Source organism: Brevibacterium sp. FME37, from assembly GCF_014897485.1.
Classification (GTDB): domain Bacteria; phylum Actinomycetota; class Actinomycetes; order Actinomycetales; family Brevibacteriaceae; genus Brevibacterium.
In genome coordinates, this window is record NZ_JABUYE010000002.1 from 135,979 (window position 1) to 161,259 (window position 25,281).

The following is a 25,281-nucleotide window of genomic DNA, read 5'->3' on the forward strand; positions in this document are numbered from 1 at the left end:
AAACTCAGTTCAACCCGATGCAGACCAGCGTGGCTCAGGTGGCCTCGGTATCGAAGGGCGCGGCGACTGAGCGATCACGCATGACCGACTGCGCCTGGAAACGTTCGATGGGTGACAAAGGCTGCGCTCGGGACTCGCCAGCACCGGACCCCGCAGTGTCGGTGGAGCCTTCGGAACCGGCCTCGATCTCCTGAGCCGGCTTCTCGCTCGCCACCGTCGACTGCTCCCGACGTTTGGACTCCCGGATGGCTGAATCCTCTTCGACAAGAGCCTCCCGCACGATGCGGCGCGGATCATACTGACGAGGATCCAACTTCTGCCAATCGACATCATTGAAGTCATCCCCGAAGTCGCGGCGCACGCTGTCCTTCGCGCCTTCGGCCATGCGACGCATCTGGCGCACCAGCTCACGCAGCTTCTGCGCGTATTCGGGCAGGCGTTTGGGCCCGATGACGACAAGAGCCACTACCACCAGGATCAACATCTCGGTGCCGTTGATACCCAACATGGGCACAAGTCTACCGTGGACCGCAGTATGCTCGACTCACGGTCAACACAGGATTGCTCACACGCCACAGGAGGGATTTCCGAGCATGGACGAGGTGGTTGTGGAGCGTGTGCTGCGCATCGTCGAACTCGTGCCTGAGTGCCATGTGGTCAACTACGGCACCGTCGGTCTGGTCGCCGGCTGCTCCCCGCGCTATGTCGGACGAGTGATGAAGGAGTTCGGCTCCAATGTCAGCTGGTGGAGGGTCGTCAATGCTGCGGGAGTGCTGCCGGAGGCGCTCTTGCCCACCGCCCGCGAACACTGGGACGACGAGGGCATCCCTCACACGCACGAGAAGGTGAGCAGGTCAGCCTTCGTCGATGTCGATGATCTCGAGGAGCTGTGGCGGACCCACGGCATCGACCCCGGAAGCAGTTAGACTTGGAACCAAATGTCAGCCGAAAGCGAGGGTCGATTGTCACGCGAGAATTCAGGTGATCTCACCTTCTCCGAACAGTACAACGGGCCCGACCCGCTTCTGGACGCCGCACGGGCGCTCTCTCACGAGAACGGCCTGGCTCCGGTGTCGCAGACGACAGCGTCGACGCTGACCCTGCTGGCGCGGCTGCTCACCCCGGTCGCGGCTGTCGAAGTCGGCACGGGCGCCGGCACCTCCACGCTGGCTCTGCTGCGCGGAATGCCCAGCTCAGGGATCCTGACATCGATCGACACGAACTCCACTGCTCAGGCGGCTGCCCGGGACCTCATCGACATGGCAGGGATCCGGCACAGCCGACTGCGCCTGATGAGTGGACGGGCCGAAGACGTCCTCCAACGTCTGGCGCCGGGTGCCTATGACATGGTGTTCCTCGACTCGGAACCGACGAACCTCGAACGCATGATCGAACCTTCATTGCGTCTGCTTGACGCCCACGGGCTCCTCGTCATCCACCAGACGCTGCTCAAAGGCGGCGTGGCCGACCCTGTCGACCGCTCGCCGCGGACACAGGCAGCACGTGGACTTCTCAACCGCCTAGCAGACCAGGAACGACTCGAACACGTCCTGCTGCCAATCGGCCAGGGCCTGCTGATGGTGCAGAAGACCCGACGCTGAATGCCAAAACAGCAGAGACTCTGCGAAGTCTCTGCTGTTCGTTTCGCTGAGCTCTGTGCTCAGCTGAGGAAAAGTGCTGTCCTGGTCACTGGCCCAAGGTCTCAGCCAGGGTGTCACGCAGGTCCGTGGCCTCGTCTCTGCTGAGCTCGATCACCAGGCGGCCTCCGCCCTCGACTGGAAGTCGCATCACCATGTCTCGACCTTCTTTGGTCACTTCCAGAGGTCCGTCGCCGGTGCGGGGTTTCTGGGCTGCCATGTGGGCTCTTCCTTCCGTTGATTATGCAAAGACGGTTCACGCTCGATGGACCGAATGTAATACCTACGATTATTCCATGATCCGGTCATCGACGGGTAACCCGACCGAAAACTGACATTAGGACTGGCTGTCAGGGCGGCAGATCCGCTGGTGGAGTGAAGTGCCAGAGGTAGGCGACCCACACGATCTGAAGCAGAATGAACGCGCACAGGACTGCCGCTCTGTACCCGCGAGAGCGGACCAGAGACAGGGTGAGCGCCATCGGAAACAGCGGCAGCAGAAGACGCAGGGTCGAGGTCTGAGGAGTGAAGAAGATGAGCAGGTAGACGCCGTAGGCCAGGCAGAAGTACTGCAGGGTTCTGCCCATCTTCGCCCCTGCCGGCGAGAAGATCAGTGCCAGCATTCCTGCAATGACGACGAAGAGGAGCACCGGGCCCAGCGGACCGATGAGGTTATTGGCCTGAGCCAGCCACTGCACCAGATAGGTCGACTCCCCCGTGTGCCATGCCGCCTCGGTATCCGTATACGCGGTCATCGACCCCGTCACCAACCACGCGTGAACGGGGTGAACCAGGGCCGCGACACACGAGAGCACACCCAAGGTCCAGGATCGGACCACCTCGGCGATGGGATAGGAATCCTGCCTGCGGTGAGCGTACCGGTCGATGAGGTGCAGCAGCATGAAGAACGCGAAGGCGACGCCGATGGGCCGTGACAGATCCATGAGGAACACGACGGGGATCGCGCTCAGGTAGCGGCGTTCGACGATCAGGAGTAGCGCGGTGGCCTGCAGCAGAAGCGTCAGGGACTCCGCATACCCGGTGGAGAATATGGCCGCCGGGGGAAAGAACATGACGAAGGCCAGCCCCGTCAGAGCCTGCCCGGGATCAGTGTATCTGCGAAACAGAACGAGGATGACGATGGCGGCGAGTCCGGCCGCGAGCGTCGAGACGATCGGCGAGATCACCTCATAGCTCAGGCCGGTGAACGTGGAGATATAGTCGACGATCTCCGGATGCAGCGGGTAGAAGGCCCACTGGTTCTCCGTCACCGTGCCCGCGTCATCGACGGGCAGGATGCCCGGGTAGCCCTCCTCGGCGACCCGTCCGTACCAACCGCCGTCCCAGAAGTTGAGGAAGTCGTTGAGAGTCGTCGTAACCGGGCTCGAGGACCAGTTCGCCGGGTCCTGACGTTTGAGGACAGCGGCGAAGATCGAGATGCTCACAACACGTGAGACGAAGTAGACGGCGATGGCCTGAACCCACACGGGCAAGGCGAGGAACAGGGTGCCTAACCGGGACAGACGGGAGGAGTTGAAGACTTCGGGTGCGAGGGTGATTCCGGGGAGGTCGTGGGCTCTGCTCATTGCTGCCCGCGTGCGGCTTCCAACTCATGGATGCGGGTTCGCAGGACTCTCACCGCGGCGTCGACGTCCTCCATCCGGTAGCCGCGCAGGGCGGGCCGGAACGTCAGTTCGTCGAGATCCTCGGGGTTGAAGTCAGGAGGCAGGGGGTCCCACGCTGCCTCGGTCTCCTCGGCGGATTCGGCGGAGAAGACGTTGAATGTTGCCGCCAGCACGATCACGAGTACGAAGATCGCCGCGGCCACTCCGATCACAATCCACAATGGCATGATGCTAGTTTCTCACAGTGGGCTCACCTGCTCAGCGCAGGCCGCGCACGGTGTGTTTGGGCAGGGCATCTCCAGTCATCGCCAAGGTCACGTCGATGGCGTCTGCAGTGGCGCGGACGTCGTGGGTGCGGATCATTGCGGCACCCTTGGCCACGGTCAGCGCGGTGGCCGCGATGGTTCCGTTGAGACGCTGTGCCGGTTCCACGTCGCCGATGGCTTCGCCGACGAAGTCCTTGCGCGAGATGGCCAGCAGCACCCGGAACCGGGTTTCGGTGAAGCGGCCCAGTTCACGCAGCACCCGCAGCGACTGGTACGTGTTCTTCCCGAAATCTGGTGTCGGATCGATGATGATCTTCTCGGCCGCGACACCGGCCGTCAGTGCCGCCTCGGCCAGTCCGAGCACGCCTTCCAGGGTCCGGTCGACGACCTCCCCGGCGCTCAAGCCGTACCGGTTGCGATGGGCATCAGTCCGTGGTGACAGGCCGCCCGTATGTGAGCAGACGAGGCCCACTTCGTTCTTCGCCGCCACGGAGGCCAGTTCGGGGTCGACCCCTGCCCAGGTGTCGTTGAGCAGTCCTGCGCCCGCGGCGCAGGCAGCTTGGGCGACCTCATGTCGCCAGGTGTCGACGCTGATGAGCACGTCGGGGTGGCTGTGTGCGACGGCTTCGATGACGGGACAGACCCGGTCGATCTCCTCGGCGACGGAGATCTCCCTGCCACGACCGGCGCGCACCCCTCCGATATCGACGATGTGCGCGCCTTCCTGCACAGCGGCGGCAACAGCGTCGATGGCCTCCCCGGCGGTGGACGCGGATTCGTAGAACGAGTCCGTTGTCCGGTTGATCACGGCCATGATGGCGGGATTGCCGGGCCGGGCCTGTGCCAATTCGAAGCCGCCGAGGAGGGTGCTCGGTTCCGCTGCATCCTTCACAGTTCTTCTCCATCGATTGCAGTGCCGATGATGTCGACGACTTCATCGATGTCGTCTGTGAGGGTGAACAGGTACATATCGCGGTCGCTGATGGTGCCTTCGGCCACAAGGGTCGCCGACATCCAGTCGACGAGGCCCTGCCAGTAGTCGATGCCGAAGAGAACGATCGGGAAGGAGGTTACCTTCCCGGTCTGGACCATTGTGAAGGCTTCGAAGAGTTCGTCGAGAGTGCCGAAGCCTCCTGGCATGACCACGAAGCCGCGTGAGTATTTGAGGAACATCGTCTTCCGGACGAAGAAATAGCGAAAGTTCACGCCGAGTTCGACGTGATCGTTGAGCCCGGATTCGAACGGCAGCTCGATACCGAGTCCGATCGAGACTCCCCCTGCCTCCCTGGCGCCCAGATTGCCGGCCTCCATGATGCCTGGTCCGCCACCGGTGATGATCGCGTTGCCGCCTGCGGCGATGCGCCGCGAGATCTCGCGAGCATCCTGATATGCCTGCGTCTGGGGGTTCAGGCGGGCCGAGCCGAAGATCGACACAGCCGGTCCGATATTCGCCAGCGAGTCGAAGCCCTCGACGAACTCCCCCTGGATCCGCAGCACCCTCCAAGGGTCTTCATGAGTCCAATCGGAGGGGCCACGGGAATCCAGCAGGCTCTGATCGGCGGTCGTCTCCGGTACCTGAGAGCGGCGCAGACGCAGGGGCCCCTTGCTGTAGAAGCTTGAATCGGGTGAGCCTGCACCGCTTTCTGCCCCCGCTGCGGCCGAGTGCGCGGCTGCTGAATCGTGTTCACTCATCGGTCTCAACGACCTTCGAGGTAGTCGCGCAGCGTCTGACTGGCCGCTGCAACCTCTGTGACGGCGACGTGTTCATCTGACTTGTGGGCGTACAGGGGGTTGCCTGGCCCGAAGTTCACAGCAGGAACTCCCAGCGCACTGAACCGCGAAACATCGGTCCAGCCCAGCTTCGGGGCAGGTGAGAGGCCGAGCGTATCGATGAAGTCCTGAGCAATTGGACGGTCGAGGCCGGGCCGGGCACCTTCTGCTGCGTCCGTGACGACGACGTCGAAACCGGTGAAGAACTCGCGGAGGAAACCTTCTGCTTCTCCTGCGGACTTGCTGGGGGCAAAACGGTAGTTCACGGCGACGGTGCAGGTGTCGGGGACGACGTTACCCGCCACTCCCCCGGAGATCGACACGGCGGACAGGGATTCACGGTAGTCGAGTCCGTCGACGTTCACGGTCCCGGTCTCGTGCTCTGCCAGGCGGGACAGAACCTCCGCTGCGGCATGGATTGCGTTGTCACCCATGAAGGCGCGCGCGGAATGCGCGCGGACGCCTGTGGTGGACACGTCGACCCTGATGGTGCCGTTGCAGCCGCCTTCGACGGACGCGTTCGAGGGTTCGCCGAGGACCGCGAAGTCACCGGACAGCCAGTCGGGGTGGTTGCGGGAGACCCGGCCGAGCCCGTTGAGGGAGGCGTCGACCTCCTCATGGTCGTAGAAGACCCAGCTGACGTCACGGTTCGGATTCTTCAATGCCGCGGCGGTGACCAATGCCATCGCAACTCCGGCCTTCATATCGCAGGCGCCTCTGCCCCAGATGACTTCGTCCCCGGTGTAGTCGCCGCCGTCTAAGTGTGTGCGCCGAGGCGGCAGGTTATCTTCCACGGGAACGGTGTCTAAGTGTCCGGCGACGACGATACGTTCGGCGAGCCCCAACTGGGTGCGCGCCACGATGGTGTCTCCGTCGCGCAGGATCTCCAAATCCGGACCGGACCCGGCGCTGATACGCTCCAGCACCTCAGCGACGGCATCGGTGATCGTCGTCTCGTCACCGGAGACCGACTCGATGGCACACAGGCGGCCCGTGAGTTCGGCCGGGTCGCTTAAAGCCTCGAACAGGTAATCGGCCAGGTCACCGGTGGGTTTGAAAACGGATTCGGTCTCAGCAGATGGATCGACAGTCATACCGCTTAGCCTAGTACTGTCGCCACCGACTAGTCTTGGGGGCATGACAGAACGCATAGTTTCCGCACGTGGCTTGGCCACCCTGCACAACGAATCCGTCCTCACCACTTGGTACCCCACCCTGAGCACGGGAGACACCCCGGACGCCGCCGAGGCGACCGCCACCTCTCGCGCGAACACCGACGGGCTCGATGCCCTTGTCGGCACCGATGAGGCTCGAGGCACCCGGACCGAGGTCGTGACCACGACGATCGATCTCGACGCCGGTCCTGCCTCGGCCGCCGACGCCTACCTGCGCCTGCACGCGCTGTCTCATCGTGTCGTCGCTCCCAATGACGTCAACCTCGACGGCATCTTCGGTCACCTCGCGAACATCGTGTGGACCTCCGCCGGTGCCTGCTCACCGGAGGACTTCGAAGCCACCCGCGCGAAGCTGCTGGCCAATGGCCCCGTCGCCGTCTACGGCCTTGACAAGTTCCCCCGCATGACCGACTTCGTCATCCCCTCCGGTGTGCGCATCGCCGATGCTGATCGTGTCCGCCTGGGTGCGCACCTGGCCGCGGGTACGACCGTTATGCATGAGGGCTTTGTCAACTTCAATGCCGGCACACTGGGATCGGCGATGGTCGAAGGACGCATCTCCCAGGGCGTCGTCGTCGGCGACGGTTCCGACATCGGAGGCGGTGCTTCGATCATGGGCACTCTGTCCGGTGGCGGCACGCACCGCATCTCGATCGGCAATGGCAGCCTGCTGGGTGCCAACTCCGGTGTGGGCATCTCCATCGGCGATGACTGCATCGTCGAAGCCGGCCTCTACATCACCGCCGGCACACGCGTCAGCGTTACAGGTGAGGACGAGGCCGTGGTGAAGGCCTCCGAGCTCAGCGGTCAGAACAACATCCTGTTCCGCCGCAACTCCGTCACCGGAGCCGTCGAGGCGATCTCACGCACGTCCAAGGGCATCGAGCTCAACCCCGACCTGCACTGAGGCTCACGCTGCATAAGCTCTGATCACAAGGGCGCGTCCACGGAAGTGGGCGCGCCCTTTGTCGTATCTCTGCGTCTCACAGCCTTGAAAGGCCCTGAAGGACAGTCCAGCGAAATACCCTGTGAACACGTGCGGCCCAAGCAAACATGCAAATACGCCCTACACTCAGCTGCAACTCACCGTGTTGCCACGGGTGGAAGCAATGCTGCATGTAGGACGTATTCTGCTAGCTGCAGGACGTGACGTCAGTTGTAGGAAGTGACGCCTTCAGTGCGGAACGCGGCCGACTGTAGAAGATGTCACCGCCGCGCCAGGGACGATCAGCGGTCGTTCATGTCCTTGTAGTCGCGTGAATAAGCACCCGTGTAGATCTGGCGCGGACGGCCGATCTTGGTCTCGGGGTCGTTGATCATCTCGCGCCACTGGGCGATCCAACCTGGCAGACGACCGACGGCGAAGAGCACTGTGAACATGTTGGTCGGGAAGCCGAGTGCCTTGTAGATCAGACCCGTGTAGAAGTCCACGTTCGGGTAGAGCTTGCGCTCGACGAAGTAGTCATCGGCCAATGCGATCTCTTCGAGCTTCTGTGCCACATCGAGCAGCGGGTCACCGCCGGAGCGGGCCAGGACCTCATCGGCTGTCTTCTTGATGATCTTCGCGCGTGGATCATAGTTCTTGTACACGCGGTGACCGAAGCCCATGAGACGAACACCGTCTTCCTTGTTCTTCACGCGTTCCATGAACTTCTCGGGGCCGTCATCGGAGGCTGCGATCTCTTCCAGCATCGTCAGGACGGCCGAGTTCGCGCCGCCGTGCAGTGGTCCGGCCAGAGCGTTGACGCCCGCGGAGATCGACTGGAACAGGTTTGCCTGCGAGGAGCCGACGAGTCGAACCGTCGAAGTCGAGCAGTTCTGCTCGTGGTCTGCGTGGAGGATGAAGAGCTGGTCCATGGCTTTGACCGTCAGTGGATCCGGCTCGTAGTCCTCCGCGGGAACACCGAAGTTCACGCGTAGGAAGTTCTCCACCAGACCCAGGGAGTTCGATGGGTGGATGACCGGCAAGCCCATGTTCTTGCGGTGGGCCAGAGCCGCGATCGTCGGCATCTTCGCGAGCAGGCGGAAGGTCGAGGTGTCGACCTGGCCCTCGTCAAAGACATCGAGGTCATCTTGGTAGAAAGTCGACAAAGCGGCGACTGCCGCTGCCACCATGGGCATCGGATGCGCATCATAGGGGAAGGCACGGAAGAAGCGACGCAGGTCTTCGTGGACGATGGTGTGTCCACGCAGTCGGCCGTCGAATGCGTCGTACTGCTCCTGGGTCGGCAGCTCTCCGTGGATGAGAAGGTAGCTGACCTCAACGAAGTTTGAGTGCTCAGCGAGCTGCTCGATGGGATAGCCGCGGTACTGCAGAACACCGGCGTCACCATCGATGTAGGTGATGGCCGAGGAACTTGATGCAGTATTGGCGAAACCTGGGTCGTAGGTGACCGCGCCGGTGTCTTTCAGCAGCGAGCCGATGCGATATCCGTTGTTGCCCGCGGAGGATGCCACCTCGGGCAGTGTCAGCTCCGTGTCCCCGACCTGCAGACTCGCATCCGATGGCATATGTTCTCCTCAGCCTCGACCCACCTCAAGAACTTCCTGAGGTGTCTTGCACAATTCCCTCAAAGACTACCGATAACTGTAGGAATCAGAAAATCACAGCTCCGCACAGGAACTGATCGGTAACCTGCTTACTCTAGCCATATAACGGTGTCTCAGACTCCGGTTCGGATGCTCCCGAGATGTGCCTTAAGCCGGTGAACGTCGCATCCGGCGTCTCAGCCGACAGCGCCGTGCAGCCGCTGCGCAGCGGCGCGAATACGCTCATCACCAGCAGTCAGAGCGACGCGCACATGGTCGGCAGCGGCCTCACCATAGAATTCTCCGGGACCGGCGATGATGCCCAGATCTGCCAGCTTCGACAGTGAGTCCCAGCAGTTGACGCCGGCGCTCGACCACAGATAGAGACCGGCGGACGAGTGATCGATACGGAATCCGTAGGCTTCGAGCCCGCTGCGCAGCAGATCCCGACGAGCTCGGTAGCGTTCCTTCTGCTCGAAAACGTGAGTAGTGTCTCGCAGGCCCGCGATCATCGCTGCCTGGATAGGGAACGGCACGATCATGCCCGCATGCTTGCGCGACTTGGTGAGGTCGGCGATGAGCTGGCTGTCTCCGGTTACGAAGGCAGCACGGTAGCCGGCGAGGTTCGACTGCTTCGACATCGAGTACACACTGAGCACACCGCTGTGATCGCCACCGGTGACGTTGAGGATGCTCGGTGCCGGTGACTCGGATTCCCAGTTGAGCAGTCCGTAACACTCATCGGAGGCGAGAACGACTCCGGCTTCACGGGTACGACGGACAACTTCGGCCAGGGTATCGGTGTCGAGCACTTCACCGGTCGGGTTTCCGGGGGTGTTGATCCACAGCAGACCGATCCCATCGAGGGAGGCACCGTTGGCAACATCCGCCGCGTCGAGACGACGACAGTCGACACCGGCGATCGTGGCACCCATCTCGTAGGTCGGGTAGGCCGCTGAAGGGCAGGCAACGTCCAGGCCAACCTGACGCAGCCCCAGCAGCGTGGGCAGCCACGCAACCAGCTCCTTCGAACCGATGGTGGGCAGCACCTCAGCGGCGGGGTCGAGTGTGACTCCATGCCAGTTCTGGTACCACCAAGCAATGGCTTCACGCAGTTCATCCGTGCCCGCCGTCGTCGGGTAGCCGTGAGCATCGCCGCCGACCGCCAGCGCGGATTGGATCACCTGGGGTGTGGGATCGACCGGTGTGCCGATCGACAAATCACAGACCCCGTCGGGGTGCTGGGCGGCCCGGTTGCGGTACTCGGTGAGTCGATCCCAAGGGTAGTCGGGCAGGTTGAGGCCGAAGCGAGAAGACATGGCTCAGTCGTGCTGCTGCAGGGGCAGGGCTGCGATGATCGGGTGATCCAGGCCAGTGTTGCCCAGCTTCGCGGCTCCGCCGGGTGAACCGAGCTCGTCGAAGAATTCGACGTTTGCCTTGTAGTACTCCGACCATTCCTCCGGAGTGTCATCTTCGTAGAAGATCGCCTCGACCGGGCAGACAGGTTCGCAGGCACCGCAGTCGACGCATTCATCCGGGTGGATGTAAAGGCTGCGCTCACCTTCGTAGATGCAGTCGACCGGACATTCGTCGACGCAGGCCTTGTCCTTCAGATCAACACAAGGCTGGGCAATGATGTACGTCACGAGTACGACTCCTATTAAGACTCAGCGAGATTGCACGTATACAGCCTAAGACTACGCCTTCCGACTCGGTAGGGTCCCATCGGGTCGACGTGATCCTTCTTTCACGTTCGTGTCCTCCGTCACGCCTGCGGCCGCTGCGATGCAGGCTGGATTAGGCTGGGGGCGCAAGAGCTCTAAGATGTTTCGGCGGAAGGCGACAAGTGGACGATCTGCAGCCCGGCAAAAGAGTGGTCGTGCGGTATTCGCTCGAGCCCGGTGATACACATTCGACTTCGGATGCCCTCGGGGTCGTCAACACCGCCGACGAGTCGACGGTGGAGATCGGAACCAAACGGGGGCCCATCCGGATCAACCGGGACCAGATCATGCTCGTCCACGAGGTTCCGCCGGCACCGACCAAATCGGGTCGCACCCATGAGATCGTCTCTGCTGTCGACCTGCGCAGGATCTCGGCCGCGGCATGGCTGCCGCAGGACATCTCCTGGCTGCACATGGAGAATCTGCGTAACGAAAGCGCGGAGACCGATTCCGACATCGGACTGCTGCAGAAGGGCTGGCTGCTGCGCAGCTCCGAATCGGTGACCCGCCGAGCCAACAGCTGCCTGCCTGTGACGGACACCGGAATGGACTGGGAGCAGAGCCTCGATGCTGTCGAAGCCTGGTACTCAGCGCGGGACAAGCCCAGCTGCATCCAGATCTACTCAAGTGAGGATTCCAGTGCGCTGGCTCCGGCCTGCGAAGGTTTGGCGTCGTTGCTTTCGGCCCGGGGCTACTCCCCGTCTGAGCCGGTCTTCCTGCTGGCCGGTTCCACCGCCGAGGCGGCTGCTGGGGCTGCGCATCCCGGTGACGCGGCTGCACCCGGGCTGTCGATCGACGTCAGCGAGCAGCCGAGTCCCATGCACTATGCGGCGTGGACGAGTGAGCGCGACCCAGGCTCTGAGGAGGCGTTCCGTGGGCTCATCGAGGCCGCGGATCCATGTGAGTTCGTTACCGCCTATGCTGATCACCCGGATGGGAGTCGGACCATGGTCGCCAGTGCCCGGATCGTCGAACGCAGCAAATGGGGTGTGCTGACGAATCTCGTCACCCATCCCGATCTGCGCCGCCGCGGAGCCGGTCGGTCTGTGGCCCGGGCCGTTGCAGCACTGCTGTCGCAGCGGGGAGTCCGTTCCTACCTTGTCGATGTGGAAGCCAGCAATGAAGCCTCGCTGAACCTCTTCACGTCCCTTGGCGCCACGGTTCGGCACCGCTCCTGGTACGCTCTCAGAGGCTGAGGCGGGTCAACCTCGTAGCCGAGACCGCGTAGTAGGCGGGTCAGTCCTTGCACTCGACCTTATTGACCGGTCGATAGACGGTGACGAATGAGTCCTTCGTCGTCTTACCGGATGCGATGTCCTTCATCGTCCGGGTGATCTTGATCGACCAGCCCTGCTTGGGTGACTGTGGCGTGCATTCGGGACCCGAATCGGTCACGGAGCCTGGCGAACTGTAGTTGTACCTCTCGGAGGAGTCTGAGTCCACCTTGAGCTTCTTATCGCCGAATACCTTCGCATGTACCTCTCCACCGGATAGGTACATGTCGAGAACGATCGGCTGTTTCGATGTGTTCGTGAACTTCATGTCGATCGACGACCAGTCCAGCGTGGATTCCCGGCCTTCCGGGTAGCGGGAGATATAGCGCGAATGAGCCTGGTGTTCGTCCAGGTCGAAACCGGCGAAGAAGGCGGCGTTGAACAGTGTCGTCGACACCTGGGAGACTCCCCCGCCGAAGTCTTCCTTCATCCGGCCATCTGAGATGACGCCTGCGGCTTTGTATCCGTTGGCCGCTGTGCGCTGTCCGATGGCTTCGTTGAGGGAGAACTGTTCTCCGGGCTGCACCACTGTGCCGGAGACCTTCTTCGTGGCGACCTTGAGGTTGGTGTCGCGGTTGGGTTCCGAGGAATATCCGGTTGAGAACTCGGACATCACGTCTGAGACATTCGCCTTCTTCGCATCCTTCGTGGTGAAGTCCGGCTTCACCGAGGCGAGTGTGACTGTTGGCTTATCGGTCTCACCCTTGATGGCATCGGTGACAGCCTTCGTGAGCTCATCCTTCTTGATCCCGATTCCTGTTTCGGAATCGACGACCTTCGGCTTACCGCCCTTGATCGTGAAGCTTGCGTCTTTGGCGGGCTTGCCCACGTCCTTATTGGCCGCCAGGACACGCTTCTGCAGGTCCTCTTCGGCGAAGACCGGGACCAGCTTCGAGTCCTTCGGTTCAAAGGTCAGGGTCTTCGCTACCGTTGACGGGCTGACTGTGAGATCGCCGGCATCGACATCGGAGTCGGCGTCCTTCGCAGGTTTCGCGTGGACGGTGAGTTCCTTGCTCACAGCGTCCTTAGCGAATCCGTCGGCAACGTTCTTCGCCTCGGCGGTGGTGATATCGGGTTCGAAGTCGGTGGCTGTCACGGGCAGCGGATCTTCGGTGCGCAGCCACGACTCCTCGATCGCCGTGCGCACTTGTGAGGTATCAACGCTCTGACCGTTGGAGCCGTCTTTGACCTCCGGCTTGGACTTCACATAGCTGAGCTCGGCGTCGACGGGTTCGAGTTCGAGGGATTTCGTCACCTTTCCGGTGGCGTCCTCAAAGGTCTTTTCGTCAATGCTGATGACGGGGTCTATTTCGTCATCCCCGAAGAGTCGGTCCCAGATGATGGTCGGGTTGAGTGTGAATCCGGTGGCCCGCCCGATGGTCCCCGGCATGTCGAAGCTGACTCCGGCTTTCTTAGGGTCGAGGGCGGCGGTGGGCTTTCCGGCCTTAAGCTCAATCTCCTCCCCCGCTTTGTCTCCCAGTTCGCCGCGCAGAGTCGCCTCGGCAGACGTAGTGGACTGACCGCCTATGTCGACACCGGCCACGGTCGTCCCGGGTGAGAGGACTCGTCCGGTGAGGAAACCGAGCACCAGATAGAGGGCGGCGAGGGCGAGAAAGATGATGACGGCAATCAGCCAGGGTCTGCGCTTCGGAGTCTCTGCAGCACCCTGCGGGCGACCGCCGGGGTTCGGAGAGGAATGGGACAGAGTCTGAGTCGGCATAGTTCTCCCGATTCTAACGGGCTGCTTCGGGCCGCCGCACCTTGATGAACGCGAGGATCGCGGCGATGAGCATCGGACCGATCAGCCACGCTGCTGAGCGCAGTGTGCCGGTCACGATGATGTCCGCGCCAGGCAGCCATGACGGCTGGCCGAAGACATAGGAGAGGATGACGATGACGAATGCGGCGATCAGCATCGGTGAGGAGCTCAGGTACATGGTCTTGAGGTGCCAGAGACCGCAGGCAGCCAGGAGCAGGGCCAGGGCCACGCCCCAGGGCACGATGACGGTGGCGCCGGCCACGTCGAAGACGCTGGCGTTGAGGTGCTGCATCGCACCGAGGAAGCCGATGAGCACAGCGAGGACCACTGCGTGGGCATAGGCGAAGAAGCCGGGTTTCTTCGGCTCCCGACGTCGGCGACGCAGCGGCTTGGCGGCACCGACACCACCCGTGGCGGCAACACCCGTCGTCTGTGCCTCGCAGCCGTCGATGTCGAGGTCGCTGAGCACATGAGGTGCGGGCCCCGATTGCAGCCGTTCATCTGAGATGGGGGTTCCTGCTCCGATGGAGTAGTACTCGTGATCGATGATCTTCATGCCGATGCTATTCGACAGGGCGAAGAAGGAGCCCGAGACGCTCACCTGGGTGCGGTGGGCGGCCAAGGCCGCGCGTTTGGCGTTGAGGGCCGAGGAAATGTCCTGGGCGATGACGATCTCACCCACAGGTGGTTTGGTGGGGATCGTCTGGGCCGGTAAGAAGCCGGTTTCGGCGAATCCGGGCTGATTCGCGTCGAAGGTTTCCCGAGCTGCTTCAGCGGGGACGTCGACGAACAGCAGTCGTCCGATCTTCCAGGAAGAGATATCGACGGCGGCGACTGTAGCCTCATGGACGCGCACATGGTCGGGGTGGCCGTAGCCTCCGTTGGAGGCATAGGTGATGACCGCATGCGGGCGAACTTCATCGATGACGGCAGCGATATAGCTGGCTACAGTCGGAAGTTCGGCCGCACAGAGAGCATTGGCCGGCATGGTCGAGGCGGCGACGGCGTGACCGTCGGCGCCCCATTCCATCCCTGAGTCTTCGAAGATGTGGGCACTGCCGCCCAAGAACAGGTGCTCGCGCACGCCCAGGGCAGACATCGCCTCGGCGATCTCTGCTTCCCGGACGTGGGCGAGCCCGGCCCGATCTCCTTCAAGACCTTTGAGGTCGGCGGGGATGACCTCGCCGTCCTCACCACGTGTGGCACTCAGGACCGTGACCCGCGCCCCCTCGCCGACAAGCGCAGCGATCGTGCCTCCGGTTGTGATCGTCTCATCGTCGGGATGAGCATGCACGAAGAGGATGCGGGGTACGACGGTCATGTGGTCCTGAGTGCTCGTGGTCATGCTGGGTTGGTGGAACTCACGCGTTCTGTTTACGCAGCTTGGCGTAGGTCTTCGCACGTTCCTTCGGGTCGAGCTCAAGCTTGCGGATGCGCACTGCCCCCGGAGTGACCTCGACACATTCGTCCTCACGGGCGAATTCGAGGCTTTCTTCGAGTGTCAGCTTGCGCGGCGGAACGAGGTTCTCGAAGGAGTCCGCCGAGGCCGAACGCATGTTCGTCAGCTTCTTCTCCTTCGTGATGTTGACGTCCATGTCGTCGGCGCGGGAGTTCTCGCCGACGATCTGGCCGGTGTAGACCTCCGAGGTGGGCTGCACGAAGAAGCTGCCACGTTCCTGCAGGTTGATCATCGCGTACGGCGTCACAGAACCGGGACGGTCAGCGACGAGAGATCCGTTGGTGCGGAACTCGATATTGCCGGCCCAGGGGCCGTAACCGGCCGAGAACGAGTTGGCGATACCGGTACCGCGGGTCTCGGTGAGGAAGCGGGTACGGAAGCCGATGAGCCCGCGTGCGGGAACGGTGAATTCCATTCGGACCCAACCGGTGCCGTGGTTCGTCATGGTCGACATGACACCCTTGCGGCTGGCCAGGAGCTGAGTCACCGCGCCGAGGTAGTCCTCAGGTACGTCGATCTGGAGCTCTTCGAAGGGCTCATGGACCTTGCCGTCAACCTTTTTGGTGACAACCTGTGGTTTGCCGACGGTGAGTTCGAAGCCCTCACGACGCATCTGCTCGACCAGAATGGCCAGTGCGAGCTCGCCACGTCCCTGGACTTCCCAGGCGTCAGGACGCTCGGTGGGAAGAACCTTGAGCGAGACGTTACCCACGAGTTCGGAATCAAGGCGATCCTTGACCATACGTGCGGTGACCTTGGTGCCCTTTTCGCGACCCGCCAGTGGCGAGGTGTTGATGCCGACGGTCATCGAGATCGCAGGATCGTCGATGATGATCGCAGGCATGGGCTTCGGGTTGTTGATGTCGGTGAGCGTGTCACCGATCATGATGTCGGGGATGCCTGCCACAGCAACGATGTCGCCGGCAGACGCCTCGGTGGCCGGAACCCGGTCGAGGCCCTGAGTTTCCAGGAGTTCGGTGATCTTGACCGAGCTGATGTCATCGCCACGAGCCCAGGCGACCTGCTGGCCCTTGCGCAGGGTGCCGCCGAAGATGCGCAGCAGTGCAAGACGGCCGAGGAACGGCGAAGCGTCAAGGTTAGTCACGTGCGCCTGGAGGATGTCGTCATCGTTGATCTCCGGAGCCGGAATGGTCTCCAGGATCGTCTTGAACAGTGGCTCCAGGTCCGCGTTGGACGGGGCTTCACCATCGGCAGGCTGTTCGAGGGAGGCAGCGCCGACCTTGGCTGCAGCGAAGACGGTAGGCACGTTGAGAACCGAGTCGACGTCGAGATCGGGGACTTCGTCCGCGAGGTCGGAGGCCAGGCCGAGGAGCAGGTCCTGAGCCTCTTCGACGACTCCGTCGATGCGAGCATCGGCACGGTCGGTCTTGTTGATCAGGAGAATGACCGGCAGCTTCGCAGCCAGCGCCTTGCGCAGCACGAAGCGGGTCTGAGGCAGAGGGCCCTCTGATGCGTCGACGAGGAGGACGACTCCGTCGACCATAGACAGGCCGCGCTCGACCTCTCCACCGAAGTCGGCGTGTCCTGGCGTGTCGATGACATTGATGACGATGGGATCGTCACCAGCTGACGGTCCGTTGTAGAGAACCGAGGTGTTCTTCGCGAGAATGGTGATGCCCTTCTCGCGTTCGAGGTCGCCGGAGTCCATGACGCGTTCAGCAAAATCACCGTGTTCGCTGAACACACCGGTCTGGCGGAGCATGGCGTCAACCAGAGTGGTCTTGCCGTGGTCGACGTGGGCGACAATTGCAACGTTGCGGCGGTTTTCCCGACGCGTGATGGCTTCAGTCATCAAAAACCTTATGAGCTAGAGAGATTGGTCCGGTGCGGACCCAACAGACCATTATACGGCCACACACTTACCGGAAATGACAGGTGGTGTTCAAAAAGCACACGGGGAATGCAAACATGAATGCATTTGGTGGTCGCAGCGGGCGAGTGAGAGTCCGTTCGGAAACGGATCTGACTCGTCCACTGCGACCAACATGCGTTCGCTTCGTCCCGCTGCGCAGACCTGAGAGCTGGCATTGGTCGAACTGAGTTCAGGCGTTGGCTGTGGCCTCCAGAACAGCGTCCCTGGCTTCACGACGTTTGCGCTGTTCGCGCGGATCCGGGACCGGGACCGCCGACAGCAGCCGCTGGGTATAGGGATGAACCGGGTTGGCGACAACCTGCGAGCTCTTCCCGATCTCCACCAGATATCCGTGACGCATCACTGCGATGCGCGAGGCGATGCGTTCGACGACAGCCAGGTCGTGGCTGATGAACAGACACGCGAACCCATATTCCTGCTGCAGTCCTTCGAACAGGTCGAGGACCTTCGCCTGGACGGAGACGTCGAGCGCCGAGGTCGGCTCATCGGCGATGAGCAGCTTCGGCCGCAGTGTCAGTGCCCGGGCGATGCCGATCCGCTGTCGCTGACCGCCCGAGAGTTCGTGCGGGTAGCGGTTGCGCATCGATGTGGGCAGCTCGACAGCGGTGAGCAGCTCCTCGACGCTCTTGCTCAGCGCCGGACCCTTCATCCCTTCGTGGAGGAACAGAGGTTCGCCGATGGACTCCCCCACAGGCAGGCGTGGGTTGAGCGAGGAGCCCGGATCCTGAAAGACGATCCCGACTTCCCTGCGCAACGGCCGCAGCTGTTTGTTGCTCAGGCCCTTGATGCTCTTGCCGTTGACGACCATATCGCCTTCGACAGTGGGCAGGAGACCCAGTGCAGCGCGGCCGATCGTCGTCTTGCCCGAACCGGATTCACCGACCAGCCCCACGACCTCGCCCGGAGCGATCATCAGGTTGATGTGGTGTGCTGCACGGAACGCCTTCTTCCGTCCGATCGCCGGGTACTCGACCGCGGCATCGCGCAGCTGCAGAGCCGAAGCCTTCGAGAAGTCGGCCTGCGACCCCGGATGGTAGTAGGTCTCCGTGGAGTCCATCTCGATGTCGTGGTCGTGCTTCGGAGCGCTGGCCGCTTCTGCTGCTTCAGCCAGACCCGAGACTCGGTCGGAGCCGCCTTCGGTCACGAAGGGACTGGGGGTCACCTTCGGCGGATGAGCACCGTCGTTGTTGCCACCTGTGGTTATATCGTCGGCCGTACCGTGGGCGGCCTCCAATTCGTGGACGACTGCAGAGTCTTCGACATCGGCGAGGTCGGCGCCGAAGGCCTCCCCTTCGATGCCCGTTCCGAGGTGGGGCACTGCTTCGAGGAGTTGCTTCGTGTACGGGTGCTGAGGGTTGTAGAAGATCTCCTCCGCATTGCCCGATTCGACGACCCGTCCTGCCTTCATCACGATCATACGGTCGGCCATATCGGCAACAACACCCATGTCATGGGTGATGAGGATGATGCCGGCGTCGAGCTTCGATTTCAGCTCCCGCATCAGTTTGAGGATCTCAGCCTGCACCGTGACGTCAAGAGCTGTGGTCGGCTCATCGGCGATGAGTAGCTTCGGTTGGCAGGCCAGGGCCTGAGCGATCATGATGCGCTGACGCTGTCCGCCCGAGAGCTGGTGGGGGAACGAATGGAACCGTTCCTCCGGATCCGGGATCTCAACGAGACGCATGAGTTCGAGAGCGCGTTCCTTGGCCTCGGTGGGGCCGACGTCGAGGTGGACTCGCAGAGTCTCCACGATCTGGAAACCTGCTGTGTAAACCGGGTTGAGTGCCGTCATGGGCTCCTGGAAGATGACGGAGATCTCGTTTCCGCGAATCTGCTGCATCTTCTCAGGGGGCATGCCGATGAGTTCCGTGCCGCCCATCTTGGCCGAACCGGTCGCCCGGCCATTGCTGGGCAGCAGACCGAGCAGTGACATGCTCGACTGCGATTTACCGGAACCTGATTCGCCCACGATCGCGAGCACCTCACCGGCGTTGACGGTGTAGTTGAGCTCTTCGGCCGCCATCCACCATTCGTCGTTGACCCAGAAATTCACTCCCAGGTCTTTGACTTCGAGGACCGGTGATTTGGCTGTGTTTGTCTGTTCAGTCATCACTTCGTCCCTTTCTGTGTCATGCGCTCGGCCTTCTTCATCTTCCTCCAGCTCGGAATGGTCTTCATCCGCGGGTCGAACGCATCGCGCAGACCGTCGCCGATGAAGTTCACACACAGAGCAATGACGATGATGAACAGACCGGGCCACCAGAACAGCCACGGACGCGTAGCGAAGGACGTCTGATATTCGCTGATGAGCTGGCCCAGAGAGATCCCGGGTGGACTGATGCCGAATCCGAGATAGCTCAACGAAGCTTCGAGCACGATCGCCTGGCTCATGACCAGCGTTGTGTTGACGATGATGACACCCATGGCATTGGGCAACATGTGCTTGAACATGATGCGGAAGTCGCTGGCCCCGGCCACACGAGCCGAGTCGACGAATTCGCGTTCACGCAGGGACATGAAGTCACCGCGGACGAGTCGCGCCAGGCCGGTCCATAGGATGGCGCCGAGCGCTAGACCGAGCAGTGGTCCGTTCGCGCCTCCGACCAGCTTGCCGAGGATCGAACCGATGACAATGACCGGGAGAATGATGAATCCGTCGGTGACGCGCATCAGCACCGAATCGATCCAGCCACGATAGTATCCGGCCAGCGCACCGACGATTGTGCCGATGACGAGGCAGACCAGGCCGATGATGATCATCACGATGATCGAGATCTGCGTCCCTTTCATCACTCGGGCGAAGTTGTCACGACCGATATCGTCCTGCCCGAAGGGATGGTCGCCCAAGGAAAAGAAGTTTGAGAATGACCACGTCGGCGCACCGCCGGCGTTGACGATCTGCCCCGAGGAGGTGTGGTTGTAGATCCACCACCCCGGGATCGGGCCGAAGCCTACCGCCGAGAAGGCGAACAGCGCGACGAAAGCGAAGACGCCGATGCTGATCATCGCACCCTTGTGGCGGAGGAACTTGCGAAAAACGATCTTACTCTGAGACAGACCTTCTGTTTCTTTGGCTTCGATCGCGTTGTCCCCGACATCGTCGGGGGCGAGAGCAGTCTGCTTGTCGTTGTTGGTACTCATGCGTTCACTCTGATTCTGGGGTCGAGGACTGCGTAGAGGAAGTCCGCGACGAGGTTGGCGATGATGGCGAGCAGGCCGGTGATGAGGATATAGGCCATGATCGGGTCGAGTTCGGACTGTCTCATCGAGTCGATGAAGAGTTTGCCCATGCCGTTCCACCCGAAGATCGTCTCCGTGATCACGGCACCACCGATCATCGTGATGATGTCGACCGGAATGATCGATGCCAGCGGCAGCAGCGCATTGCGCAGCGCATGGCGCATGACGACCGTCCGCTCGTTGAGGCCCTTGGCCCGTGCCGTGCGGATGTAGTCCTGTCCCATGACCTCAAGCATCGAACCACGCGTATAGCGCGTGTACGAAGCGAAGGAGATGAGGATCAGTGCGATCGAGGGCAACAGGAGATGGGTGAACGTGTCGAGGTTTGCGATCCAGAAGTCTCCTTCGAGGTTCGGTGTCGATGCACCGATGGTCGCGATCGGGCGGTTGTTGATCGCGGGCTGGTCGGAGTACTCACCCCAGCCCTGCAGAACTCGGTCGGAGAAGATGAGGACGGCGATGGTGAGGCCGGTGAAGAACGTGGTTCGCACTGTGTCCCAGGGATCAGGTCCGCGGAACGCCAGCCCGACGCCGATGGCAACAGCGACCGTGACGATCAGGAGTCCGATCATCCACAGCCAGTTCATCTCCTGGTAGTAGAAGAGGTACTGCAGCGGCATATACAGCAGTGCTCCGATGGCGGCCATCGTCAGTGTGGCGTAGAGGACACGTTTGTTCTTCAATCCCGTCGACAGGAAGGTCATGACGACGGCAGAACCGAGGCCGATGATGACGACACCGACGATGCCGATGCTTGGCTGCTGCAACCAGCCACTGGCCAGGATGTAGTAGATCGTCGCGAAGGTGATGATGGTCGCCGCAAGGAAGGTGATGAGCCTGCGCTTTCTGCTGCCACCCAAAGCACCCATCCAAAACAGCCCCAAGCCGATGCAGACGAGGATGATCGGCATCCAGCTGCTCATTGTCGGGTCGTTGATGAAGTTGTTGATCTCGATGGCACCGTACTGCTTGAGCAGGACTGCCACCCAGAACACGGGCAGCGAGTACAGGAGGAACGAGACGAATGTGATGAAGTAGTCGAAGCCCGAGTACTGGCGAATTGCCGAGACCATGCCGACGGCGATTCCGAGTACGATGGCCACGATCGTCGAAGCGGTGATGAGTTTGACCGTGTTGGCGATCGCTCCCTGCAGCTGAGAGGTGACCTCTTGGCCGGATTTCCAAGCGATGCCGAAGTCACATTGCCCGACCACACAGCCGCCGACGCCGGCCAGCCATTTGATGTAGCGCACGATCGCCGGGGTGTCGAGGTCAAGCAGTCGGCGACGGGACTCGTAGAGTGCCTCGATGTTGGGAGAGGTGCTCGAACGCAGGTCCCAGAAGAAGTCGAGGGCGACGTTGAGCAGGAGGTAGAGGACGAATGTCACGACCAGGAGCACGAGGGCTGTCGAGAGAAGTCGCCTGAGGATGAATCTTGTCATTATGTGTCCGTTTCAATCTTCCGAAAACGCCGCTGTGGGGACCACACAGTGATCCCCACAGCGGATGGGGGTGGAGGAGACCGGCCGCGTCAATTGCGGATCAGTTGGTCTCCCACTCCCAGTAGTTCCAGAAGATGGTCGGCGACACGGTGGTCGATTTCGCATTCTTCAATTTGTCTCGGTAGATAACAAGCTCCGGATGCTGGAACAGCGGCGCACCAAATGCGTCAGTAGTCAACTGCTTTTCCAACTCTGTTGAAAGTTTGGCGTGTTCGGACTCTGGCGCACCGACGATTTTGTCAAGAATCTTGTCGGTCTTCTTGCTCGAGTAACCGCCGTAGTTGTTCTGAGCCCCGGTGCGGTAGTTCGCATCAGAGTCAGTAATTCCTGTCGATTCGGACTGCCAGCCGAACAGCGAGACATCGTAAGTGCCATCGCCGAGGCGAGTACCCCAGTTGACATCTCCGACATCTTCGATCTTGAAGCCGGCCTTCTCAGCCGATTCCTTGATGAGCTGGAACTCCTGCTGACGGCGAGAGTTTGTGTTGTCATACATCACGCGCACCTTGGGAGCATCGACACCTGCATCCTTGAGCAGCTTCTTAGCACCCTTCAGGTCCACCTCTTTGAGGTCTTCCATCCCATTGCCCTTGATGATTTCGTCATACATCGGCGAGCCGGGAACCTGGTTGAAGGAGTCGCGTGTTACTGCATCCGGGTTGAGCGGTTTAATGATCTTATCGACGATGTCCTGGCGAGGAAGAGTCTTGAGGAACGCCTGACGCACCTTCTTCGCCTTCTCTTCGTCGCCGCCATTGGCAGTCGGGTCAAAGGGGCCTTTGTTGTCGAAGGTGAAGTCCACATGTTCGTAAGTCGCACCGTCGGCGGAATCGACATTGACGCCGTCGATGTCTTCGGCTGCAGACAGAACATCGGCGGTCGCCTGAGGCTGGGTAAAGTCAACCTCACCGTTTTCGATTGCTTGAACCATAGCCATTGGGTCACCGTTGTAACGCACTGTGACGGTGTCGACCTTCGGCTTCGTTGGGCCGGTGTACTTGTCGTCAAGTTCAAGTGTGACGTGCTGCCCCTCTTCGAACTTGGTCATCTTGTAGGGACCATTGTGGACGAGGAGGTCTTCGTCTTTGGGCATCGAGGTGAAGTCAAATCCGGTGTTCCAAGTGTTCGAGATCTTGGAAAGTTTCTCCGTGTCCTTGTCCTTAATCGCCTTGAGTATCGCCTGTTTGCCCTTTTCGGGATCGTCAATTCCCAAAGCTTTCTTCGCAACGATGTGGGAAGGGAGCCCTACCCCGTTAGGGCCGATTCCGGCAAAGCCGGTCTGCCAATCAGCGAAGGGCTTGGAAAACTCAAAAGTAGCTTCAGAGCCGTCATCGGAAATCTCAGGGAAGTCCTTCACGAGCTTCGGACCGATCGAGGCCGAGTCGAAGTACACAGTCTTCGCATCATTCTCCTTGACCGAACCGTCGTCGTTGTTGTTCTGATCGACGGTGTTGAAGTTCGACGATGTGGCTGCCCATGTGAGGGCCAGGTCGGCGGCGTCCACAGGGGTGCCGTCAGACCATTTCGCATCATCATTGAAGGTGTACTTGATCTTCAAAGGATCATCAGCGACCTTCTCGAGCTTGCCAAGCGCACCGTCCTGCACCTCGAGGTTGTCGTCGTAATACCCGAAGTTGTCATTCATCATGTAGGTGAGAATGGCGTTCGAGACAGCATTACCGTTCGCTGACTGAGTATTCATCGAACGGAAGGACTCATTCCAGCCAATATTAAGGTTCGATTTCTCTGACGACTTCTCATTGTCTCCGCCGCCGGGGGGTGTGCACGCAGTGAGCACCATTGCTGCTGCGGCAACTGAGGCTCCGGCCGCGAGGAAGCGCTTTTTCACGTTCTCTCCTTGTTGTCATTAGGCTGTTTCGCCCGTGTAGCCACGCCCGCAATTCGGGGCGTGCTGCGCTCGAGCACCCCCTGGTCGGGAGTGTGACCGCGTTCATGTTTTTCACATGGAATGCCTCAAAGTTAATTCACGCGACGCTGTGACACAGTCCACATGTTGGGCATATTTCATAATCGTTACCGTTTCGAGATCAAGGAAACATGCAGACATCCCGGAGTCTCAGTGGATAGGATGTTCAGGTGGCTAACAGTGAGATAGATCCCAATTCAGGGCACAAGCAGCCGACGGTTGTGCGGACGACGAGCTCCACGGTGCTCTTCTACGTCATCGCCGGACTCGGCGTGCTCGGCCTCGGCTCGATCATCGTCGGTGACTTCACAGCTCGTGGACTTGCCGTGGCAGGCATTCCCGTCGCCATCATCACGGCTGTCTATGCCCTCTACCGGTTCCCTCGTGTCGAGCTGGGGCGCAAGGAGATCTCACTGATCAATCCGATGCAGTCCGTGCACATCCCCTGGAACCACGTAGACGGGTTCGACATCCATTTCGGACTAGGCGTACGCACTCATGAGAAGGTCTACTCCTCGTGGCCCCTGGCGGGCAGAGGCAAGAAGATGGAAAAGGACGAGCACGGCATCCGCAGGCTGATGGACAATCCGAATCCTGCTGTCGATACCGTGCTCGACCGCTATTCGGCCCTCAGCGATGAGGAGCTGTCGAACCCACGTGGTGAACACACCATCTCCACCTCGTGGAACATCGGCATCATTGCCGCACTCGTGGCTGCTATCGTCTGGGCTGGATTCGGCTTCGCTGCCTTGCCCAGCTGATCAGGCAGCCAGCTGATCTGATGATCAGCTGTTCTGATAGTCAGCTGGGCAAACAGCCAGCGGATCAGGCGTCCCGACTGATCACCAGCCGCGTTCGCGCCATTCGGCCAGTTTCGGGCGCTCTTCGCCCAGCGTGGTGCCATCACCGTGTCCGGGCAGCACTCGAGTCTGATCAGGCAGCTGAGCGAAGACGCGTTCTTCCAAGTCATCCATGAGTGAGGTGAAGTCCTCTGGATTCCAGGTCTTGCCCGGCCCACCGGGGAACAGCGAATCGCCGGAGAACAGAATGGTCTCTCCCCCATCGCGCAGCAGCAGGGCGATCGAGCCGGGTGTGTGCCCACGCAGTCCGATCGCCTGCAGGACGAACCCACCGAAGTCTCCGACGTCGAGATGCTCGACAGCATGTGCGATCTCGACGCCCTCGGCCTCGGTGATTGCCTTCGCATCCGCACTGCCGGCGATAGCCATCGCATCAGGGTATGCCGCCGAGGTGGCCGCCAGTGCCCGAATATGATCCCAGTGCTGGTGTGTCGTAATGATCGCGCGCAGAACGGGGTCCGCGGAGGTGTCATCACCTCCCGAGGCAATGAGGTCCTTGATCGCATCGGCATCGTCTGCGGCGTCGATGAGTACCTGCGCCCCGGATTCCTTTGCGGTGATGAGATAGACGTTGTTGGCCATGCCTGACACCACAATGCTGCGGATGACGACGTGCTCAGTCTCGATGATCTTCGTCATT

23 protein-coding genes are annotated in these 25,281 nt (G+C 61.2%); 5 read left to right on the plus strand and 18 right to left on the minus strand.

What is annotated here, in order from left to right; all coding sequences use genetic code 11:
* Positions 1-34: 34 nt before the first annotated feature.
* On the minus strand, positions 35-508 hold the full coding sequence (locus tag INT29_RS02750; RefSeq protein ID WP_101572512.1) for a twin-arginine translocase TatA/TatE family subunit: 474 nt from the start codon (positions 506-508) through the stop codon (positions 35-37).
* Positions 509-593: 85 nt separating this feature from the next.
* On the opposite strand from INT29_RS02750, the gene INT29_RS02755 reads away from it, so the two are divergent.
* Together INT29_RS02755 and INT29_RS02760 are read left to right on the plus strand one after the other, a co-directional pair.
* Complete coding sequence (locus tag INT29_RS02755; protein WP_101572514.1) at positions 594-926, plus strand: MGMT family protein; 333 nt, start codon at positions 594-596, stop codon at positions 924-926.
* A 12-nt stretch (positions 927-938) separates the two neighbouring features.
* Positions 939-1,601 (plus strand): O-methyltransferase, encoded by a 663-nt coding sequence (locus INT29_RS02760; RefSeq protein WP_226831081.1) that lies wholly within the window; start codon positions 939-941, stop codon positions 1,599-1,601.
* Positions 1,602-1,686: 85 nt separating this feature from the next.
* On the opposite strand, the gene INT29_RS02765 is transcribed toward INT29_RS02760, so the two are convergent.
* The 6 genes from INT29_RS02765 to dapE form a co-directional block, all read right to left on the minus strand.
* A complete protein-coding gene (locus INT29_RS02765) occupies positions 1,687-1,857 on the minus strand; it encodes a DUF3117 domain-containing protein (RefSeq protein WP_101572516.1) in 171 nt (56 codons plus the stop codon).
* A gap of 130 nt (positions 1,858-1,987) precedes the next feature.
* A complete protein-coding gene (locus INT29_RS02770) occupies positions 1,988-3,223 on the minus strand; it encodes a hypothetical protein (protein ID WP_135447187.1) in 1,236 nt (411 codons plus the stop codon).
* Complete coding sequence (locus INT29_RS02775; protein ID WP_101572520.1) at positions 3,220-3,489, minus strand: DivIVA domain-containing protein; 270 nt, start codon at positions 3,487-3,489, stop codon at positions 3,220-3,222. The genes INT29_RS02770 and INT29_RS02775 overlap by 4 nt, the downstream gene beginning before the upstream one ends.
* 31 nt (positions 3,490-3,520) lie before the next feature.
* Positions 3,521-4,420 (minus strand): dihydropteroate synthase, encoded by a 900-nt coding sequence (gene folP, locus INT29_RS02780; protein ID WP_205683597.1) that lies wholly within the window; start codon positions 4,418-4,420, stop codon positions 3,521-3,523.
* Positions 4,417-5,220: a TIGR00730 family Rossman fold protein gene (locus INT29_RS02785; protein ID WP_193070661.1), complete on the minus strand. Its 804-nt coding sequence runs from the start codon at positions 5,218-5,220 to the stop codon at positions 4,417-4,419. The genes folP and INT29_RS02785 overlap by 4 nt, the downstream gene beginning before the upstream one ends.
* 5 nt (positions 5,221-5,225) lie before the next feature.
* Positions 5,226-6,392, minus strand: coding sequence for a succinyl-diaminopimelate desuccinylase (gene dapE / locus INT29_RS02790; RefSeq protein WP_193070662.1), 1,167 nt, complete (start codon positions 6,390-6,392; stop codon positions 5,226-5,228).
* A gap of 43 nt (positions 6,393-6,435) precedes the next feature.
* On the opposite strand from dapE, the gene dapD reads away from it, so the two are divergent.
* A complete protein-coding gene (gene dapD, locus INT29_RS02795; RefSeq protein WP_193070663.1) occupies positions 6,436-7,380 on the plus strand; it encodes a 2,3,4,5-tetrahydropyridine-2,6-dicarboxylate N-succinyltransferase in 945 nt (314 codons plus the stop codon).
* Between the two features lie 320 nt (positions 7,381-7,700).
* Here the strand turns inward: dapD and INT29_RS02800 are convergent, their stop codons facing one another.
* The 3 genes from INT29_RS02800 to fdxA all read right to left on the minus strand — a co-directional run bounded on the left by INT29_RS02800 (position 7,701) and on the right by fdxA (position 10,648).
* Positions 7,701-8,984, minus strand: coding sequence for a citrate synthase (locus tag INT29_RS02800; RefSeq protein WP_101572529.1), 1,284 nt, complete (start codon positions 8,982-8,984; stop codon positions 7,701-7,703).
* A gap of 215 nt (positions 8,985-9,199) precedes the next feature.
* Positions 9,200-10,321, minus strand: a complete 1,122-nt coding sequence (gene dapC, locus INT29_RS02805) for a succinyldiaminopimelate transaminase (protein WP_193070664.1) — start codon at positions 10,319-10,321, stop codon at positions 9,200-9,202.
* A 3-nt stretch (positions 10,322-10,324) separates the two neighbouring features.
* The gene (gene fdxA / locus INT29_RS02810) at positions 10,325-10,648 is read right to left on the minus strand and encodes a ferredoxin (protein WP_101572533.1); all 324 of its coding nucleotides are present in this window, start codon (positions 10,646-10,648) and stop codon (positions 10,325-10,327) included.
* Positions 10,649-10,848: 200 nt separating this feature from the next.
* Between fdxA and INT29_RS02815 the strand changes: the two genes are divergently transcribed.
* On the plus strand, positions 10,849-11,922 hold the full coding sequence (locus INT29_RS02815) for a GNAT family N-acetyltransferase (protein ID WP_135447196.1): 1,074 nt from the start codon (positions 10,849-10,851) through the stop codon (positions 11,920-11,922).
* Positions 11,923-11,962: 40 nt separating this feature from the next.
* On the opposite strand, the gene INT29_RS02820 is transcribed toward INT29_RS02815, so the two are convergent.
* The 7 genes from INT29_RS02820 to INT29_RS02850 form a co-directional block, all read right to left on the minus strand.
* Positions 11,963-13,720 carry a VanW family protein gene (locus tag INT29_RS02820; protein WP_193070665.1) on the minus strand — a complete coding sequence of 586 codons (1,758 nt, stop codon included), beginning with the start codon at positions 13,718-13,720 and terminating at the stop codon, positions 11,963-11,965.
* A 13-nt stretch (positions 13,721-13,733) separates the two neighbouring features.
* On the minus strand, positions 13,734-15,104 hold the full coding sequence (locus INT29_RS02825) for a PIG-L family deacetylase (RefSeq protein WP_226841566.1): 1,371 nt from the start codon (positions 15,102-15,104) through the stop codon (positions 13,734-13,736).
* Positions 15,105-15,120: 16 nt separating this feature from the next.
* Positions 15,121-17,031 carry a translational GTPase TypA gene (gene typA / locus INT29_RS02830; protein ID WP_101572542.1) on the minus strand — a complete coding sequence of 637 codons (1,911 nt, stop codon included), beginning with the start codon at positions 17,029-17,031 and terminating at the stop codon, positions 15,121-15,123.
* A 250-nt stretch (positions 17,032-17,281) separates the two neighbouring features.
* Positions 17,282-19,222 carry an ABC transporter ATP-binding protein gene (locus INT29_RS02835; protein ID WP_193070666.1) on the minus strand — a complete coding sequence of 647 codons (1,941 nt, stop codon included), beginning with the start codon at positions 19,220-19,222 and terminating at the stop codon, positions 17,282-17,284.
* Positions 19,222-20,253 (minus strand): ABC transporter permease, encoded by a 1,032-nt coding sequence (locus INT29_RS02840; protein WP_101572546.1) that lies wholly within the window; start codon positions 20,251-20,253, stop codon positions 19,222-19,224. The genes INT29_RS02835 and INT29_RS02840 overlap by 1 nt, the downstream gene beginning before the upstream one ends.
* Positions 20,250-21,794, minus strand: coding sequence for an ABC transporter permease (locus INT29_RS02845; protein WP_101572548.1), 1,545 nt, complete (start codon positions 21,792-21,794; stop codon positions 20,250-20,252). The genes INT29_RS02840 and INT29_RS02845 overlap by 4 nt, the downstream gene beginning before the upstream one ends.
* A 100-nt stretch (positions 21,795-21,894) precedes the next feature.
* The gene (locus INT29_RS02850) at positions 21,895-23,703 is read right to left on the minus strand and encodes an ABC transporter family substrate-binding protein (RefSeq protein ID WP_101572550.1); all 1,809 of its coding nucleotides are present in this window, start codon (positions 23,701-23,703) and stop codon (positions 21,895-21,897) included.
* A gap of 248 nt (positions 23,704-23,951) precedes the next feature.
* Here INT29_RS02850 and INT29_RS02855 point away from each other — a divergent pair, with 248 nt between their 5' ends.
* Positions 23,952-24,542: a hypothetical protein gene (locus tag INT29_RS02855; RefSeq protein ID WP_226841567.1), complete on the plus strand. Its 591-nt coding sequence runs from the start codon at positions 23,952-23,954 to the stop codon at positions 24,540-24,542.
* An 81-nt stretch (positions 24,543-24,623) separates the two neighbouring features.
* On the opposite strand, the gene INT29_RS02860 is transcribed toward INT29_RS02855, so the two are convergent.
* A complete protein-coding gene (locus tag INT29_RS02860; RefSeq protein WP_193070667.1) occupies positions 24,624-25,280 on the minus strand; it encodes an MBL fold metallo-hydrolase in 657 nt (218 codons plus the stop codon).
* Position 25,281 lies beyond the last annotated feature (1 nt).